General features: G+C 40.7%; 16 protein-coding genes and 1 tRNA gene. 3 read left to right on the forward strand and 14 right to left on the reverse strand.

Features of this window, described 5'->3' with window-relative positions; all coding sequences use genetic code 11:
• Positions 1-64: 64 nt before the first annotated feature.
• Positions 65-2179 (reverse strand): transglycosylase domain-containing protein, encoded by a 2115-nt coding sequence (locus tag V6C11_RS08800; protein ID WP_333530770.1) that lies wholly within the window; start codon positions 2177-2179, stop codon positions 65-67.
• Positions 2180-2530: 351 nt separating this feature from the next.
• Positions 2531-2824 (reverse strand): DVU0772 family protein, encoded by a 294-nt coding sequence (locus tag V6C11_RS08805; protein WP_333530771.1) that lies wholly within the window; start codon positions 2822-2824, stop codon positions 2531-2533.
• A gap of 138 nt (positions 2825-2962) precedes the next feature.
• Here V6C11_RS08805 and V6C11_RS08810 point away from each other — a divergent pair, with 138 nt between their 5' ends.
• Positions 2963-3592 carry a hypothetical protein gene (locus V6C11_RS08810; RefSeq protein ID WP_333530772.1) on the forward strand — a complete coding sequence of 210 codons (630 nt, stop codon included), beginning with the start codon at positions 2963-2965 and terminating at the stop codon, positions 3590-3592.
• 27 nt (positions 3593-3619) lie between these two features.
• Here the strand turns inward: V6C11_RS08810 and V6C11_RS08815 are convergent, their stop codons facing one another.
• The 7 genes from V6C11_RS08815 to V6C11_RS08845 form a co-directional block, all read right to left on the reverse strand.
• Complete coding sequence (locus tag V6C11_RS08815) at positions 3620-4780, reverse strand: glycosyltransferase family 4 protein (RefSeq protein WP_333530773.1); 1161 nt, start codon at positions 4778-4780, stop codon at positions 3620-3622.
• 76 nt (positions 4781-4856) lie between these two features.
• Positions 4857-5129: a late competence development ComFB family protein gene (locus tag V6C11_RS08820; protein ID WP_333530774.1), complete on the reverse strand. Its 273-nt coding sequence runs from the start codon at positions 5127-5129 to the stop codon at positions 4857-4859.
• A gap of 20 nt (positions 5130-5149) precedes the next feature.
• Positions 5150-6226, reverse strand: coding sequence for a 6-phosphofructokinase (locus tag V6C11_RS08825; RefSeq protein ID WP_333530775.1), 1077 nt, complete (start codon positions 6224-6226; stop codon positions 5150-5152).
• 213 nt (positions 6227-6439) lie between these two features.
• The gene (locus V6C11_RS08830) at positions 6440-9244 is read right to left on the reverse strand and encodes a UPF0182 family membrane protein (protein ID WP_333530776.1); all 2805 of its coding nucleotides are present in this window, start codon (positions 9242-9244) and stop codon (positions 6440-6442) included.
• Positions 9245-9273: 29 nt separating this feature from the next.
• On the reverse strand, positions 9274-9468 hold the full coding sequence (locus V6C11_RS08835; protein WP_333530777.1) for a hypothetical protein: 195 nt from the start codon (positions 9466-9468) through the stop codon (positions 9274-9276).
• A 282-nt stretch (positions 9469-9750) separates the two neighbouring features.
• Positions 9751-10683, reverse strand: coding sequence for a D-alanine--D-alanine ligase (locus tag V6C11_RS08840; RefSeq protein WP_333530778.1), 933 nt, complete (start codon positions 10681-10683; stop codon positions 9751-9753).
• Between the two features lie 238 nt (positions 10684-10921).
• Positions 10922-10997, reverse strand: a tRNA-Trp gene (locus V6C11_RS08845).
• 181 nt (positions 10998-11178) lie between these two features.
• On the opposite strand from V6C11_RS08845, the gene tlp reads away from it, so the two are divergent.
• Together tlp and V6C11_RS08855 are read left to right on the forward strand one after the other, a co-directional pair.
• Positions 11179-11394, forward strand: coding sequence for a small acid-soluble spore protein Tlp (gene tlp, locus V6C11_RS08850; RefSeq protein WP_333530779.1), 216 nt, complete (start codon positions 11179-11181; stop codon positions 11392-11394).
• 32 nt (positions 11395-11426) lie between these two features.
• Positions 11427-11585, forward strand: coding sequence for a hypothetical protein (locus V6C11_RS08855; protein WP_333530780.1), 159 nt, complete (start codon positions 11427-11429; stop codon positions 11583-11585).
• Positions 11586-11667: 82 nt separating this feature from the next.
• Here V6C11_RS08855 and V6C11_RS08860 read toward each other — a convergent pair whose 3' ends face one another.
• Genes V6C11_RS08860 through V6C11_RS08880 form a run of 5 tightly spaced genes read right to left on the reverse strand, consistent with a single transcriptional unit; the run spans position 11668 to position 15444 of the window.
• Positions 11668-12438 (reverse strand): type III pantothenate kinase, encoded by a 771-nt coding sequence (locus tag V6C11_RS08860; protein ID WP_333530781.1) that lies wholly within the window; start codon positions 12436-12438, stop codon positions 11668-11670.
• A gap of 32 nt (positions 12439-12470) precedes the next feature.
• Entirely contained in the window at positions 12471-12854 is a 384-nt protein-coding gene (panD, locus tag V6C11_RS08865) for an aspartate 1-decarboxylase (RefSeq protein ID WP_333530782.1), read from the reverse strand.
• Between the two features lie 5 nt (positions 12855-12859).
• The gene (panC, locus tag V6C11_RS08870) at positions 12860-13705 is read right to left on the reverse strand and encodes a pantoate--beta-alanine ligase (RefSeq protein WP_333530783.1); all 846 of its coding nucleotides are present in this window, start codon (positions 13703-13705) and stop codon (positions 12860-12862) included.
• A 22-nt stretch (positions 13706-13727) separates the two neighbouring features.
• Positions 13728-14561 (reverse strand): 3-methyl-2-oxobutanoate hydroxymethyltransferase, encoded by an 834-nt coding sequence (gene panB, locus V6C11_RS08875; protein WP_333530784.1) that lies wholly within the window; start codon positions 14559-14561, stop codon positions 13728-13730.
• Positions 14467-15444 carry a Rossmann-like and DUF2520 domain-containing protein gene (locus tag V6C11_RS08880; RefSeq protein ID WP_333530785.1) on the reverse strand — a complete coding sequence of 326 codons (978 nt, stop codon included), beginning with the start codon at positions 15442-15444 and terminating at the stop codon, positions 14467-14469. Before V6C11_RS08880 ends, panB begins: the two co-directional genes overlap by 95 nt.
• Between the last annotated feature and the right edge of the window lie 34 nt (positions 15445-15478).

The raw sequence follows: 15478 nt of genomic DNA on the forward strand, positions 1-15478 counted from the left end.
GGTGATTTCTACATTAATTCAAATCCATTATACCATTAAAAGGCAGAACGTACCAAGTACCCGGCTACTGATTGACTGTAGCGTCTTGGTTTCTTTGTTCATTGTTACTATCCGTAGAGGGAAGATAACTCGGCATAGAATTATTATCTTGTTCGGGTGTGGCTGTGGTATTGTTGGTGTCTTGGTTATTCGGTAACGGATGGTTATTATGTTCCGGATTGGGGTTTTCCCTGGGCACTTCTGCCTCGGGTTTTGGATTTTCTTCAATTGGTTTAGGTGTTATATATTCTTGCTTTAGTGGTATATAAGTAGAATAAATAGGTGCAGGCTTATTAATGATGTTATTTTCCATTAGCGTGGTTATGTATTCTCGCCAGATCGGTGCTGCTAAATCACCACCATGATAACCATACACTGGCCTGTTGTCATTGTTGCCAATCCAGATGGCTGTGGAAATATCTTTATTCAGTCCCACAAACCATAAACATCGGCTATCATCGGTGGTTCCTGTTTTGCCAGCTTCATTGCCAGATATATTGGCCCTTGTGCCGGTCCCCCCCCTTACAACTTCCACAAGTATTTGGGTAATGATCTGGGCTGTGCGGGGTTTAATAATTTGTCTATTTTCAGCTTTATGCTGGTATAATACATGACCATTCTTGTCTTCGACCGTTTTAATCAGATAGGGTTTGTTATAAATTCCTGAATTAGCAAATGCAGCATAGGCTGCGGCTAACTCAATGGGTTTGATCCCATAATACATCCCCCCAAGGGCGATGGCCAGATTGCTGTCCTTTTCACTGAGGGTTGTAATCCCAAAATTCTTTAGGTTTTCTAACACAGCCTTAATACCAAAGGAACTAACAACTTCAACGGCGGGAACATTCATCGAGTGTTTCAATGCCACACACACTGAAACATTGGCTTTCGTATTGGATGATACAAAATAGTTGCCAAAACTTCTGGGCCCTGCATGAAAAATTTTGTTTTCATTAATAATACCCTGATCCAAGGCACCAGCATAATGTAAAGGTTTGATAGCAGATCCCGGTTGTCTGGGGAGAACGGCCAAATTATTCTGGTCAGTTGTAAAGTCAACACCGCCAACTAAAGAAATTACAGCACCATCCCTGTTATTTACTGACACAAAGGACATGTTTTGGGCGGCTATGCCTGAGGTTTTGAATTGGGCTACCTTGTTTTTAGCGATTACTTCTGCAATTTCCGCAGCTTTGGTATCAAGCGTTGTCGCTACCCTTAATCCACCGTTATATACTCTGTCTTTTCCATACATGACAATTAGTTGTTGTATTACCTCGGATGTGAAATAAGGGAATTTATAATATTCCCTGTTAGGTTTTAGTTTCGTATTTTTAATGTCAATTTTTTCATTGACCAGTTGTTGTGCTTCATACTTGTTGATATATCCTAAGTCTAACAGCCTATTGATGATAATGATTTGTCGATCCCTGTTCTCTCGATGGTGATAGATTGGTTCCAATTGACTTGGGGCCTTGGGAATGCCGGCCAGCACGGTGGCTTCAGCGAAACTAATTTCACTTGCCTGCTTGTTGAAATATTTATTAGCAGCAGTTTCTATGCCATAACAACCGTTACCAAAGTAAATTTCATTTAAATACATTTCTAATATTTCTTCTTTACTGAACTTGCTTTCCAACTTAATCGCCAGGAGAAGTTCGGTAAATTTTCTGGATAAGGTTTTTTCCGGGGATAAGAATAAATTTCTAGCTAATTGTTGTGTGATGGTACTTCCACCCTGGCTGGCTTCACCGGAAAAAATATTTGTCAATAGCGCTCGGACTGTGCCAATTATGTCAACACCATGGTGACGATAGAAACGGTGATCTTCTATTGCCATGATCGTACGCTGCATTGGCTTGGATATTTTGTCCAAAGTTACATGTTCCTTATTCTGGTCAAAAAGGTATGTCAGGACCACTCCATCCGCAGAGTATATAACTCCTCTTTTGCTAGTTTGATAGTCAAAGGTGTCCATGCTATATAGATTTGAAACACGATTATATTCATAGTAGATCCAGAACGAAAATGACAATAAGAGAAAAGAAAGAACACCCGCGATTATTAATCGTATTTTTTTTCGGCCATGCCAATTTAGTGCCTTTGTATCTTGTTTAAGATCGAGCTGTTCCTGATCCAAATTATCTACCTCCAGTCTTGGAAATAAGTTCTTTCTTAAATATATATTCCGCTAGGAGGTTTTATTGCTGATTGAAATTGTTAGAAAAACTTGGCTGACGCCATCCCTAAAGGGCACGAGGGTCTTAGGTGCTCTTTAGGGGATGGCGTCGGCCTTAGTTTGCCCTTATGCAAATAAAAAACCGGCCTTAGCCGGTTAACCAATTAAACGAGTTGAATTATAAAAACAGTAACTACCACGGCAGAAAAGATCAGAAGTTCGATTACAGGACTGACGGAGAAAACAGAAAATAAGCCACAAAGTGCTCTAATCAATGCTTATCCACCTCCTTTTACCCTCTAATCCATTAACCTAATCAACGATAAGATTGTTTTCTTCAATCCATTCCCTAATTTCCTGATTAATTTTATACATTTTATCTGCGGATTTTTCTTGTTCCTTGATAGCGGTCTCTAACATTGCCAAAGGAGGCTGCTTTTCTAAGGAACTACAATTTATACCAAATCGAGTATATTTATATAAGGAGAGTATGGGTGCCCCCCCCCAAGCATCTATAACAAAGGTGCATTTTTTTTCACGATTGTTAAATTCATTCTTAAAATTATAATCCCAATCAACGAGTTCTCTAAAAATTGGTGATTTCATTTTAAATCCCCCTCTTTTGGCTATATTTCGTATACTTCTATGTATTTATTTTAAATCCTTTATATATTTGTGACAACTCTAATTTATCTTGGTTTACAGGGAATAATATTATTAGAAACATGCAGGAGGGATTTTTAAATGAATGAGCAATTAAATGTAATAAACCTGGAACAGGAAACCGTTAATAAAAATACGGATTTATTTGTTAATATTACTGAAAGAATTGGGGAGTTAATGAATAAAGGTTTGGCCAACATATCTCTTAGCTATCAGGATTGCGCGATTACCTTTTCCCCTGCACAGGAAGTTCAGCAGGCCTTTGCCCAATATTCCGTGGAAAGAGTCCAGTCTGTGACCGATGAGGTAATCGATCTTACATTAAAGCTATTAGACAATCAGGAACAAAATTTGCTCATGCAGGCCCAAAAGGATGGAAAAACTGTTTTTAGCATCACCCAGAAAAAAATAGCCTTGGTCAAAAAACACATTGTTAATGATAAACTCCAAAGGGCCTATCCCTTTTATCGAACCACCATTGGTAATGTACTTGATCAGTTTGTGGCCCAAAGAGTTATTAAACCACCCACAGAGAATTACCCTTCCTTAGAAACGGTCATGTTAAAAATTGTAACGAAGGATAATATGGATCAGGCAGAGAGAAAAATTATCAGTTTTGAATTGTATAATGATCAAATCGATGAGATTATTAATATTCTTACAGAATTAAAACAAGATACTAACTTAAAAAGCAATCAGGAACCCCAATAGGGTTCTTAATTGCTTTTTGGCGGATGACTATAGCATACTGACTCTTAAATCATTGGCTTGAATTAATTCACCATAGTATTGTTCTAGTTTTCTGGCACAATTTTGGGAAGAAAGTGTTTGAACAGAGGCCAGAGCCCTTTGTCCCATTTTTATCCTTAATTCCGTGTCACTCATTAAGTTAATAATCTTTTCACTAAACAACTGGATATCTGGTGGAACCAGAAAACCATCTGCCCCATTTTGAATCATATTCGAAACCCCAAAGGCATCGATTGCTATTGTTGGTAATCCTGCGGCCTTTGCTTCAGCAATGACTAAACCCTGGGTTTCCGTTTGGGAAGCGAAAACAAACAAGTCGGCACCACAGTAGGCTTTTATTAGATTCTCACGTCTAATTATTCCGGTGAAAATTACCTTCTTCTCCAGCGCCAGATCCTTGGTTAGCTTTTTTAAGTTGTCCATTTCAGGACCTTCTCCCACAATTATTAATGTTGTATTGGGATAGTGGGAATTTACCTGAGAGAAACTATTCAGAAGAAAAGGAATGTTCTTTTCCTTGCCTGTTCTTCCCACAAAAAGCAAAACAAATTCGTTGGGATTGATGCCATAGGATCTTTTTAACCAACCCTTATCTTGATCAATAAATTCAGCTAGGTTTATGCCTGTTGGCAGCCAATTAACCTTCGTTTTTACACCCATCTTTTTAATATGGCTGGATATTATTTCTGTGGGGGTAATGACTAACTGACAACGATTACAAAACTCCACACATAATTTACGGATTAATTCTTTACTGACATTCTTGCCAATGGGGGCATAGTGGCTGTACTGATCATATAGGGTATGGTAGGTAAATACCAAGGGAAGACCAAAACTCTTCGCAATTTTTGCCCCTAACCGCCCCAGGATGAAGGGTGAATGTACGTGAACGATATCAAGGGGCTTTTCCTTAATATAGGATTGCAAGCCACGGGTAAGGGGAATGGCTAGATAAAATTCTTGATTCGTCAAAGAAGGTATCGAGGGAAAACGATATACATTTTCTTCCTTTGCAATGCCTGGATAATTGGGGGCAAAAATAATAACCTCATGACCTAACTGTTTTAATTCAGAGGTAAAAAGCTCTATGGAACGTACCACGCCACTGACATAAGGTGTATAGCTATCTGTAAAAATACCGATTCTCACAAAAACACTCCTATACTTTACTTTAGTAGTAACAGTATTAACAAAAACAGTGTTTTTATATCATTGTCTTAAAATCCTAATGTCTGGGGCTTTCTTGTACCAATTTGATTGCGTTAAGTATCGCAGCGATCACCTGGGCCCTGCCGCCTATTTGCTCCATGGCCACCTTGGTAAAAATACTACCTTTATCGGTTACTACATAGCGAGTGGGTAAGCTATTAAGGGCAATGGCCATAATATCCGAACGACATCTGTCACAGGTACACGTGCCGGGTTTTTTTTCTGCATATTTAGAGAGTAAATCATCCAGCATTTCTTCTACAGCCAGCTCAATATAATTTTTTATCACACGATCGCCCCATTCTTTAATTAGTCACCAAAGCAGATCCCTATTTTACGGGCACAGGTTACTAAATCCCCATGAATGTCTACATTTCTAATTCCCTTTGCAACTTCTGCCAAAGACACTGGTTTAATGTTTTCACCATCCATCGCCACCACATAGCCAAATTTCCCTTGGGCAATTAAATCCATTGCTGCTACACCGTATCTGGTGGCAAGAATTCGGTCATGGGGGGTAGGGCTCCCTCCCCGCTGCAAATGGCCTAATACGGTAACACGACATTCAATGCCAGTAACTCTTTCCAATTCCTTAGCCACCACTTCCCCAATGCCGCCTAAGCGAATAGGCTCAGGTCTGTTTGATTCATAACTATTGATGATCATTTCCCCATCCTGGGCTTTGGCACCTTCTGCAACCACTACAAGACTAAAACGTTTATTTTGGCTTAATCGATCGTTAATCTTTTTCGTTATTTCTTCATAGTTAAAAGGTATTTCAGGAATGAGAATGATATCGGCACCTCCGGCTATACCAGAATGGAGTGCAATATGTCCCGCATATCGTCCCATGACTTCCAGAACAATGATTCGATGGTGAGATTCTGCTGTGGAGTGCAGTCTGTCTAAGGCTTCTGTAGCAAAGGCATAGGCTGTGTCAAAACCAAAGGTTTTGGCCTGACCCACGGCCAGGTCGTTGTCAATGGTTTTGGGGCAACCAACAACCTTTAAACCCCTTTGGGCAAGTTCATAGCCAATGGACAGAGAACCGTCTCCTCCGATGATGATTAAGGCATCCGCATGTTTGTTAATAATTTCAATGCATTCATTCGAACGATCCTCATATTTACCTGCTGCCACTTGATAAGAAAAGGGATTGTCACGGTTGGTTGTACCTAGGATCGTGCCTCCCCGGGGCAATATACCGGATACTTCTGCCTCGGTAAGCTTTACCAGGTGTTTTTCCATTACTCCTTTAAAGCCGTCACGGAAACCAATAACTTCAATCCCATACTCTCGCACCGCCGTTTTCGCAATGGCTCTAATGACAGCGTTTAAACCAGGAGCATCGCCCCCACCTGTCAAGACAGCAACTCTCTTAACCAAAATATCTCACCCCAAACTTTTTAACTTATTCTACCATAGTTTGATACAGATTGTACAAAGTAATTGTAAAAGTATAGCTGTATCAGGGGGGAATAAAGATAACACCTGATAGTTGAAGGGTTTATCCTTCCAAAGGATCACCTTTGCACAGGTGACGGAAAAAAGGAGTGTCGCTTGCTACTCCTAAGTAGTTTGCGGCACTCCTTTACTGTGCTATTGGGTAGCTGATTGTTCCTGTAATTGAGATAGGATATTCTTAAGCTGATTTATAGATTGGCCATAACCAGCCCAATCGCCTGCCTTAAGCTTAGCTTGGGCATCTTCATAAACACGATTAGCTTCGGAAGCTAATTCTTTTACGGTTTTTCCGCCAGTGGGTTGTTGCTCAGTCGGCTGCTGTGCCTCTGGATCCATTCCTTGCTGGGGTGGCTTTGCCCCTTTTATTGCATCATCTCCGTAAATCCTTTGAATAGCTATTTCCAAGGTCGGTTCCATGACAATCCTGTCTCCGGCGGCCACAATGACCCTTCTAAGTTCTGGCATTTTACTTTGTTCAGATTGTAAATACAAGGGTTCCACATAGACTAGAGAATCCTTGATAGGGATTACTACCAAATTGCCTCGGATAACGTTCGAACCACGTTGATCCCAAAGGGATAATTGTTGGGAAATGGTTGTATCCTGGTCAATTCTTGCCTCAATTTGCATGGGGCCGTATACCAGCTCCTGTTTGGGGAACTCATAGACCAACATTTTACCATAGTGCTCTCCATCGGAGCGGGCAGCCAACCATGAGATCATATTCTTTTTATTTTGTGGGGTAAAGGGCATTATCTGCACAAATTCAGGTTCTTTTTCCCCAGGTAATACAGTAATGACGTAATAGGGTTCCATGGGTTTCTCTTCATCTCCAACCTTCTCGGTTGGTAAAGTCCATTTATCTTCCCTATTATAAAAGACCTGTGGATCTGTCATGTGGTACAAAGTATACATCTGAGATTGAATATAGAACAGATCCTCCGGATAACGAATGTGCTCCTTTAAATCATCAGGCATTTCGGCAAGTTGTTTAAACATGCCAGGGAAAATACTAGCATAGGCCTTAATAATTGGGTCTTCAACATCCGCTATATAAAAGCTAACCGTACCGTCGTAAGCATTTATCGTAATTTTTACAGAGTTTCGAATATAGTTGTTGCCTTGTTCATCAAATGGTTCCGAATAGGGGTACATCTTGCTTACGGTATAAGCATCCCACATCCAATAAATCTCACCCTGGTTATTAATAACTGGATAAGGGTCACTGTCATAGCTTAAGAAAGGTGCAATCTTAGGTACTCTCTCTTTAATGTTCCGATATAACAAAACCTGACTATCATTGCTGATGTCACTTGTTAAGAGTAACTTATAATCTGCAAAGGTGATGGCTAACAGGAGTTTACGGAATATGGAATTAACCTTAACTCCTCCGCTGCCCTCGTATTTACTGTAGGCATTACCATCCCCTTTAGGATAGTCAAATTCATCGGTTTTTGTATTAACGATGACATAGCCATCATTGGATTCACCATAGTAGATTTCCGGTCTGGTAACTTTAATATCTGTCGATGACACAGGCGGAATATCTTTTAGAAAGAATTGTGGCAAGCCTTCCCCTGAGACTTCATTAACCGGACTCATGGCAATTCCATAACCATGGGTGTATACTAATCTTTGGTTAATCCAGGTTTGGGCCTGGGCAGATAACTGGCCCTGATTCATTTCCCGAGCTGCCAGCATAACTTGACGATATTCCCCATTAATTTGATAACGGTCTATATCGATATTCTTAAATTCATAATACAAACGCATTTCTTGTAGCTGACTATAGGTTTGCTGCAAGGGCGCCCAATCCCAAAGACGAACATTGTCAATGGTATTTTGGTTTTCTTGAATGTCTTTAGCCTGCAGTGTTCTACCCGCTGGAAAGTCCTTTTGCTCTATTTTATCAAGATTATAGGCTTGTTGGGAAAACTTAATATTATTTGCAATGTAGGGAGCCTCACGGTTAAATTCATTGGGTAAGACAATAAATTTCTGAATAGCCACTGGGTAGACAGCACCCAGGACGATCGATGTCACAATCAAACCAGCTATAGCATAAACCGTCATACGGAAACGATTGAAGAAGATGTTAGCTATAATGATTACGGCTGTGATTAGGCTAAGGAACATTAATACCTTATAGGCAAGTAAAGTAGCATGAATATCTGTGTAGCCTGCCCCATGGATCACCCCATTGGAAGAAAAAAGAAGGTCATATTGGTCTAGTCGATAGCCCCAGGACTTTAAGAGGAAAAATAAAGCGGCTAAGGCAGATAAATGATACCTTGCTGAGGGGAACCGAAATATCTTGGCCAGCCCACCACGGGCTGAATCTGTTACCAGGTATACTCCTGCCACCAAAACAATGTTTAGGAAGATGGCAGAGGCCAATATTCGAAAAATAATATGCAAAAAAGGCAAACTAAAGAAATAAAATCCTAAATCTTTATTATAAATAGGATCTGTCGTTCCGAAGGCGTACTGATTAAAATATTTAAGGACGGTTGTCCAATCTCCGGCCACAGATGAACTATAAAGAAAACCTAGAACTGCACTGATAGCTGTAAAGGCTATGGTTAGCCGACCTGGTGTAATTTGCTCACGCCAATTCGCAAAGGGTAATTGATTAATAGTGATGACATTATCATCATCCTGTTGTTGAAATGGCCGGAAGGCATTTGCAGACTCAATTGCCTTTAGTACGGATTTACGGGTTAACATCAGGTTAATCAATAGCAGCAGGAACATAAATAGCCCTACTAAGGTTCTCAGACCTATATCCGTAACAAGTCTGGTGACAAAAACCGTTTGATAATTTTGGGTCTTAAACCAGATCCAATCAATGTACAGTCCAGCTCCCCAGCCCACTATGGAAATCAATATGGTTGCAGCTAAGATTAAAAGACCAAGGGATAACCGAGACTTTCCTTTCACGACAACACCTCCAGCGTCAATATTTAATATTACATAGGCTTAGTCCCTTTCATCTGATCATCAGACTCTTTTCTTAACTTTGCTTCACACATCTGGCAAAAGGACACGGATTTTTTTGGTTTTGGAATAAAATCATCCTCTTCATCCCAAGGGTCTAAGCTCTTTTCAATAACAATGATTTTCCCACACAGAATACAACGCAGCTCATTTTCTTTTTTCTCCATAGATAGCACCCCCCTATAAAGTATCCCAAAATGACAAATTAGTAAGGTATTTCTTTAAGGGGTGGTAAAAATCCTGCCTTTTTTAGCCAAAGTAATAAATATCACAACCAAAATATAACTTAAAACTTATAGGTTATTTACTTTACCACAACTTGGGTATTATTGTCAAAAATAGTTGCACAAGGGGACGATCTTAGCCGTTCCCTTGCTGTTTCTATCCTAATGGAAATAAACAGAGGACTGGTCTGCCAGCCCTCTGTCGTTTTGCGGCACGCATCTTTATTATTGTTCAATGGCTAGCTTTACCAGACGGTCAATCAATTCTGGGAAACCTATCCCTGCGTATTTAGCGGCATCTGGAAATAGGCTGGTTGCTGTCATGCCAGGCAGGGTGTTAATTTCAAGGGCGTAGGGTTGGTTGTTATGAACAATAAAATCCACACGGCCTATTCCTTTACAGCCAAGGGCTAGGAAGCCTTTAACAGCAAACTTCTTAATCTGTTCCTGAATAGCCAAATCGATCCGTGGCGGAATAATGTGGTCACTCATACCGGGTGTATATTTTGATTCATAATCATATACCCCGGTTACCGAGGTTATTTCAATCAGGGGTAAAGCAACCGGATCATCATTACCTAGTACAGATGCCGTAATTTCAGTGCCTGAAATGAATTGTTCAATCAAAACATCGTGATCATAGGTCAATGCAGATGTTAATGCCTCCGCCATTTTTTCCCGCTCATGGACAAAGGTAATTCCAATGGTAGAACCCTGGGTATTCGCCTTAACCACTGCGGGAATACCTACCTCATTTATTACCCTTGCCGAAATTGTCTGCAAGCCCTGGGTCTCTACCTCTCTCTTGGTTATGACAGTAAAGGCAGGGGTGGGTATACCTTCCATTTTAAAAATTTTCTTAGTGGCAATTTTACTTATGGCCAAGGCACTGGCAAGCACGCCACTACCGGTATAGGGAATATCTAACATCTCCAGTAAACCCTGAATGGTACCGTCTTCTCCGTATTTACCATGCAAGGCCAAAAAGGCTAATTCAACCCTTTGATCTTTAAGTTGTTCTACCAAATCATAACCAACATCTATTTTAACTACATCATCGTAGCCTGCAGTTTTTAGAGCTTGAAATACTGCTTCACCACTCCTTAGGGAAACCTCCCTTTCTGCTGAGCGTCCACCGCATAAAACCCCTATGCGCATGTTATTTTCACCTCCTGAATTTTACCACTAAATGCAATGCGTTTTATTATATTCTGAAGCAGATTATAAAATCCCTGTCTTATTATGCAACTTTTTTCGGTTCTATAAAATATATATGGTGGCAGAATTCAAATATACCCGTGATAGAAAAAAAGCTAAGGCTCACGCCATTATAGCGCGAGCCTTTCTGATGGTACTAAAAAAACCCAGTAAGCTTTGTGCTTACTGGGTTTTTTACTGGCGGGGGCACTAGGACTTGAACCCAGAACCAACGGTTTTGGAGACCGCTACTCTACCAATTGAGCTATACCCCCATGTTTTTTGCTTCCCTTAACGCAATTGTAAGTATACCAAAAGTGACACTAGCCGTCAATATATATAAACAAGAATTTTTATTACTAAAAATAGGCCCTGTTATGATCATTTTGGTTCTTGGAATATTTATTTGTTATTTGCAAATAATAATCTTGAAATACTAATAAGGAGGTATAAACTTTGGCTAAACCTGATGATAGAAGTGATAATGTTGAGAAACTTCAAGAAATGGTTCAAGATACAATACAAAACCTAGAAGAAGCTCATGAAACTCTACAAAACGAATCCCTTAGTGAAGAACAGAGACAAGCAATTATTGATAAGAACCATCGACGCGAAGAAAGTATTCGGTCTTTCAGAGATGAAATAAAAGACGAATACCGTGATCAACACTAATTATTGGCCCTCGGACAGGCAGGTGTAATGTCATGGGAAATTTTATTAACTATATACCACCAGGAAAAGATATGGAAATGGCAACCGAATTGCAAATTGAAGACAATAGTAATTTAATATCACCCCAAGAATGGACTTATTGTGAAAAGGAAAGAGAACTTGCTAAATTTGCTGAAAATAATGCTAAATAGCTTAAAAAGAAGTGTCGCAAAACTACTTTACGTAGTAAGCGACACTTCTTTTTTAGATGAATTGTAGGATACTACCCCTGTGTCACTGGGTCTGATTGCGATCATAAATAAATTTTAGACCCTGTAAAGTAAGGAACTGATTTACTTTATCTATGACGGAAGTTTCTTGGGCCATAATATCAGCTAAACCACCAGTGGCAATTACTTTAGCGTCGGCACCTATTTCCTGTTTCATGCGTCTTACCAAAAATTCCACTTGACCGGCAAAGCCATAAATAATACCGGATTGCATGGCGGTAATGGTGTTTTTGCCAATAATTCCTAATGGTTTGACTAATTCTACCCTAGGTAGTTTGGCTGCTTTAGTATATAAGGCCTCGGCAGATATAGTAATTCCTGGGGCTATGGCCCCTCCTAAGTACTCGCCCTTTGCTGTTACACAGCAGAAGGTTGTGGCAGTTCCAAAATCAACAATGATTAAGGGTCCACCGTAGAGGGTGTAAGCCGCAACTGCATTAACAATTCGGTCTGCACCAACCTCTCGGGGGTTGTCCATCTTAATATGGAGGCCATTTTTGATGCCTGGTCCCACCTGAATTGGCGATATATTGAAATATTTTTTTGATACATATTCTAATATGGGATTTAGAGGCGGAACCACGGAAGAAATAATGATACCTTCTACATCTTTCATTTTAATGTGTGATAAACTAAATAGTTCCTTTAATAATACAACATACTCATCGGCTGTTCGGTTTCGGTCTGTAGCAAGTCGCCAATTAGCAATTAAGGTCTTATCATTAAAAACCCCGAAAACGATATTGGTATTGCCTATGTCCACTGCAAGAATCAAGGCTTTCCCCGCCTTTCCGAAATAGGCATCATTTAATTGGATTCACCGTGGGTTTCATGATGGATAACCTCATTGATACGATTATTTTCGTCCACCATGACAATCTTAGGTTTAAAGGTTTTGGCTTCCTGTGCATCAATAGCCGTATAAGTGATAATGATGACAACATCGCCAGGTTGGACATAACGTGCTGCGGCACCATTAAGGCAGATGACGCCGGAACCCGGTTCCCCTTCGATAACATAGGTTTCAAGCCGAGCACCATTATTATTATTAACTACTTGAACCTTCTCATTGGGTAAAATTCCTGCAGCTTCCATTAAATCTTTATCAATGGTAATGCTGCCAACATAATTTAGATTAGCCTCAGTTACAGTTGCACGGTGAATCTTTGATTTAAACATAAATAATAACAATTCTCTCACGCCTCCAAAACAGCGTTATCGATTAGTCTCGTTTTTCCAAAACGGACTGCCAAAGCCAACAGGACTTTTCCTGTTAAATGTTCGATTGTTGTAAGATTAGGAAGGGATAATATTTCTACATAATCTACATTTGCCAAAGGTTCTTCTAGGATATTGTTTAAGACAGCCTGTTTTAATTGACGAATATCCTTCTCACCATTGGCTACTAATTCTTGGGCCAGCTTCAAACTGCGAAACAATACTAAACCTGCTTGTCTTTCCTCCGGAGAAAGGTAAACATTACGGGAACTCATAGCTAAACCATCAGCTTCTCTCACGATTGGCACAGCTATGATTTCTGAGTTAATGTTGAGGTCTTCAACCATACGTTTAATTACTAATACCTGTTGAAAGTCCTTTTGTCCAAAAAAAACTGCGTTAGGCTGAATAATATTTATTAATTTAGTTACCACTGTGGCTACACCCTGGAAGTGACCTGGCCGTGCCCCCCCACATAAAGGTTCACTGACCCCAGTTACATTTACGTAACTGCTGAAAAATTGTGGATACATTTCCTTTACCGCGGGAGCAAAGATTACACTAACTCCTGCCTCTTCTGCCAATGCTGCATCTCTTTGTAAGTCCCTAGGGTAGGCTTCATAATCTTCATTGGGTCCAAATTGAGTAGGATTAACAAAGATACTCATTACTACCACATCAAAACGAAGTTTAGCCTGGTTTACAAGGGACAGGTGTCCTTGGTGCAAATAACCCATAGTTGGAACCAATGCAATACTTTTTCCTTGAGATCTAACAGTATTTAATACGAAACGAACTTCCTCAATGTTTTGGCAAAGTCTCATGGGACACCACCTTAAAAAAGACTTAGTAAAGTTTTTTCAGTTCCTCCTCTTTCATGTTAAAAACATGCTCAGGACCAGGGAAAGATCGATCTTTAACCTCTTCAACATAGCTGGAACATGCCTGTACAATTTGTTCTTTTAGATTTGCATATTGTTTGACAAACTTAGGGGTAAAGTCTGAGAACATACCTAGTAAATCGTTGATTACCAACACCTGTCCATCACAGCCTGCACCTGCCCCAATGCCAATGGTAGGTATTGAAATGGCTTCGGAAATGGCTCCGGCCAATTGATGTGGTATGCACTCCAGTACAATGGCAAAAGCACCAGCCTGTTCAAGTCTTTTGGCATCTTCTAATAACTTTCTGGCTGCTTCACCATCTTTCCCCTGTACCTTAAAGCCGCCCAATTGATGTACGGATTGTGGTGTCAAGCCCAAATGCCCCATAACAGGAATACCGGCATCCGTTATGGCCTTAACATTATCTGCCACCTCACTGCCACCCTCCAACTTTACAGCCTGGGCAAAACCCTCCTGCATGAGGCGTCCGGCATTTTTTATACTTTCTTCCCTGGAAATGTGGTAAGACAAAAAGGGCATATCGCCAACGACCATGGCTCTCTTAACCCCTTTGCTGACCGCTCTGGTATGATGCACCATCACATCCATGGTCACAGGTACTGTAGAGTCATAACCCAAAACCACGTTGCCAAGGGAATCTCCCACCAAAATGGCATCTATGCCGGCTGCATCAACCAAACTAGCCATTGAATAGTCGTAGGCGGTTAACATGGCTAGTGGTTTGCCCTCCTGCTTCATACGCCGGAAGTCGGCAGTGGTTACCCTTTTGCTCATTATTCTCTACCTCCATAAAGATATTGTTAAGGGCTGTACCCTCCTTGGGCGAAATCCGACCGCTTTCCATAGCCATTCCCACCGTATATAATCCCAGATGACGGTATGCCTCTTGGGCTCGCCAATCCATATTTTTGAGTGCTTTCATGTGTTTTATTACGGTCGCTCCATCCCCCCTGGCTACCGGCCCGGTAAGAGCTGCCGCAGAACCAGATCTTAAAATATTGTTTAGGGTACCTTGTACTAAAGGCAGCAGAGCAGCTAAAGACTGTTCTTCGTTTAATCCAAGATTTTGATACATTGAAGTACTTAGATTAATTATGGAAACTAGGTAATTAGAAGCCACCACTGCTGCTGCATGGTAAAGGGGTTTATCTTCAGGTTTAATAATGAAATATTGGCCTTGTAGATCGTCTACCAATTGTTTACAGGTATCTAGGGCCTCACCGTCTCCTTCTAGGGCAAAGCAAGATCCAGGTAGATTCTTTTTTGCGCTGTCTACGTCTGCAAAGGACTGTAATGGATGCACAGACACTGCCAAAGCACCATGATCACGTAAGGGCTGCATAACGTCACTACCTAAGGCACCACTGGTGTGTATAAAAATCTGTCCGGGTCCACAGCCTCCCTTTAAAGCAAGCATGCTGGCGGTAGCAGCAATCTCCCTGTCTGTAGTAGTGATAAAGACAAGATCCGCAATTTTTGCAGCTTCAGATGCTTGGCTATATCTTTTGGTCTGAATTTTTTCAGCCAGAGTTTCGGCAGAGGAAGCAGTTTTACTAAAAACCCCCAGAGGAACATAACCTCGTTCCTTTAAAAGAATACCCAGTGCGCTGCCTACCTTACCTGCGCCAATAATTACGAAGGAAGGTTTGTCTTTCATAATAAATCCCCCCAACTTGAGATCCATTCCTGGG

Source organism: Desulfotomaculum sp. 1211_IL3151 (genome assembly GCF_036763075.1).
Lineage (GTDB): Bacteria > Bacillota > Desulfotomaculia > Desulfotomaculales > Desulfotomaculaceae > Desulfotomaculum.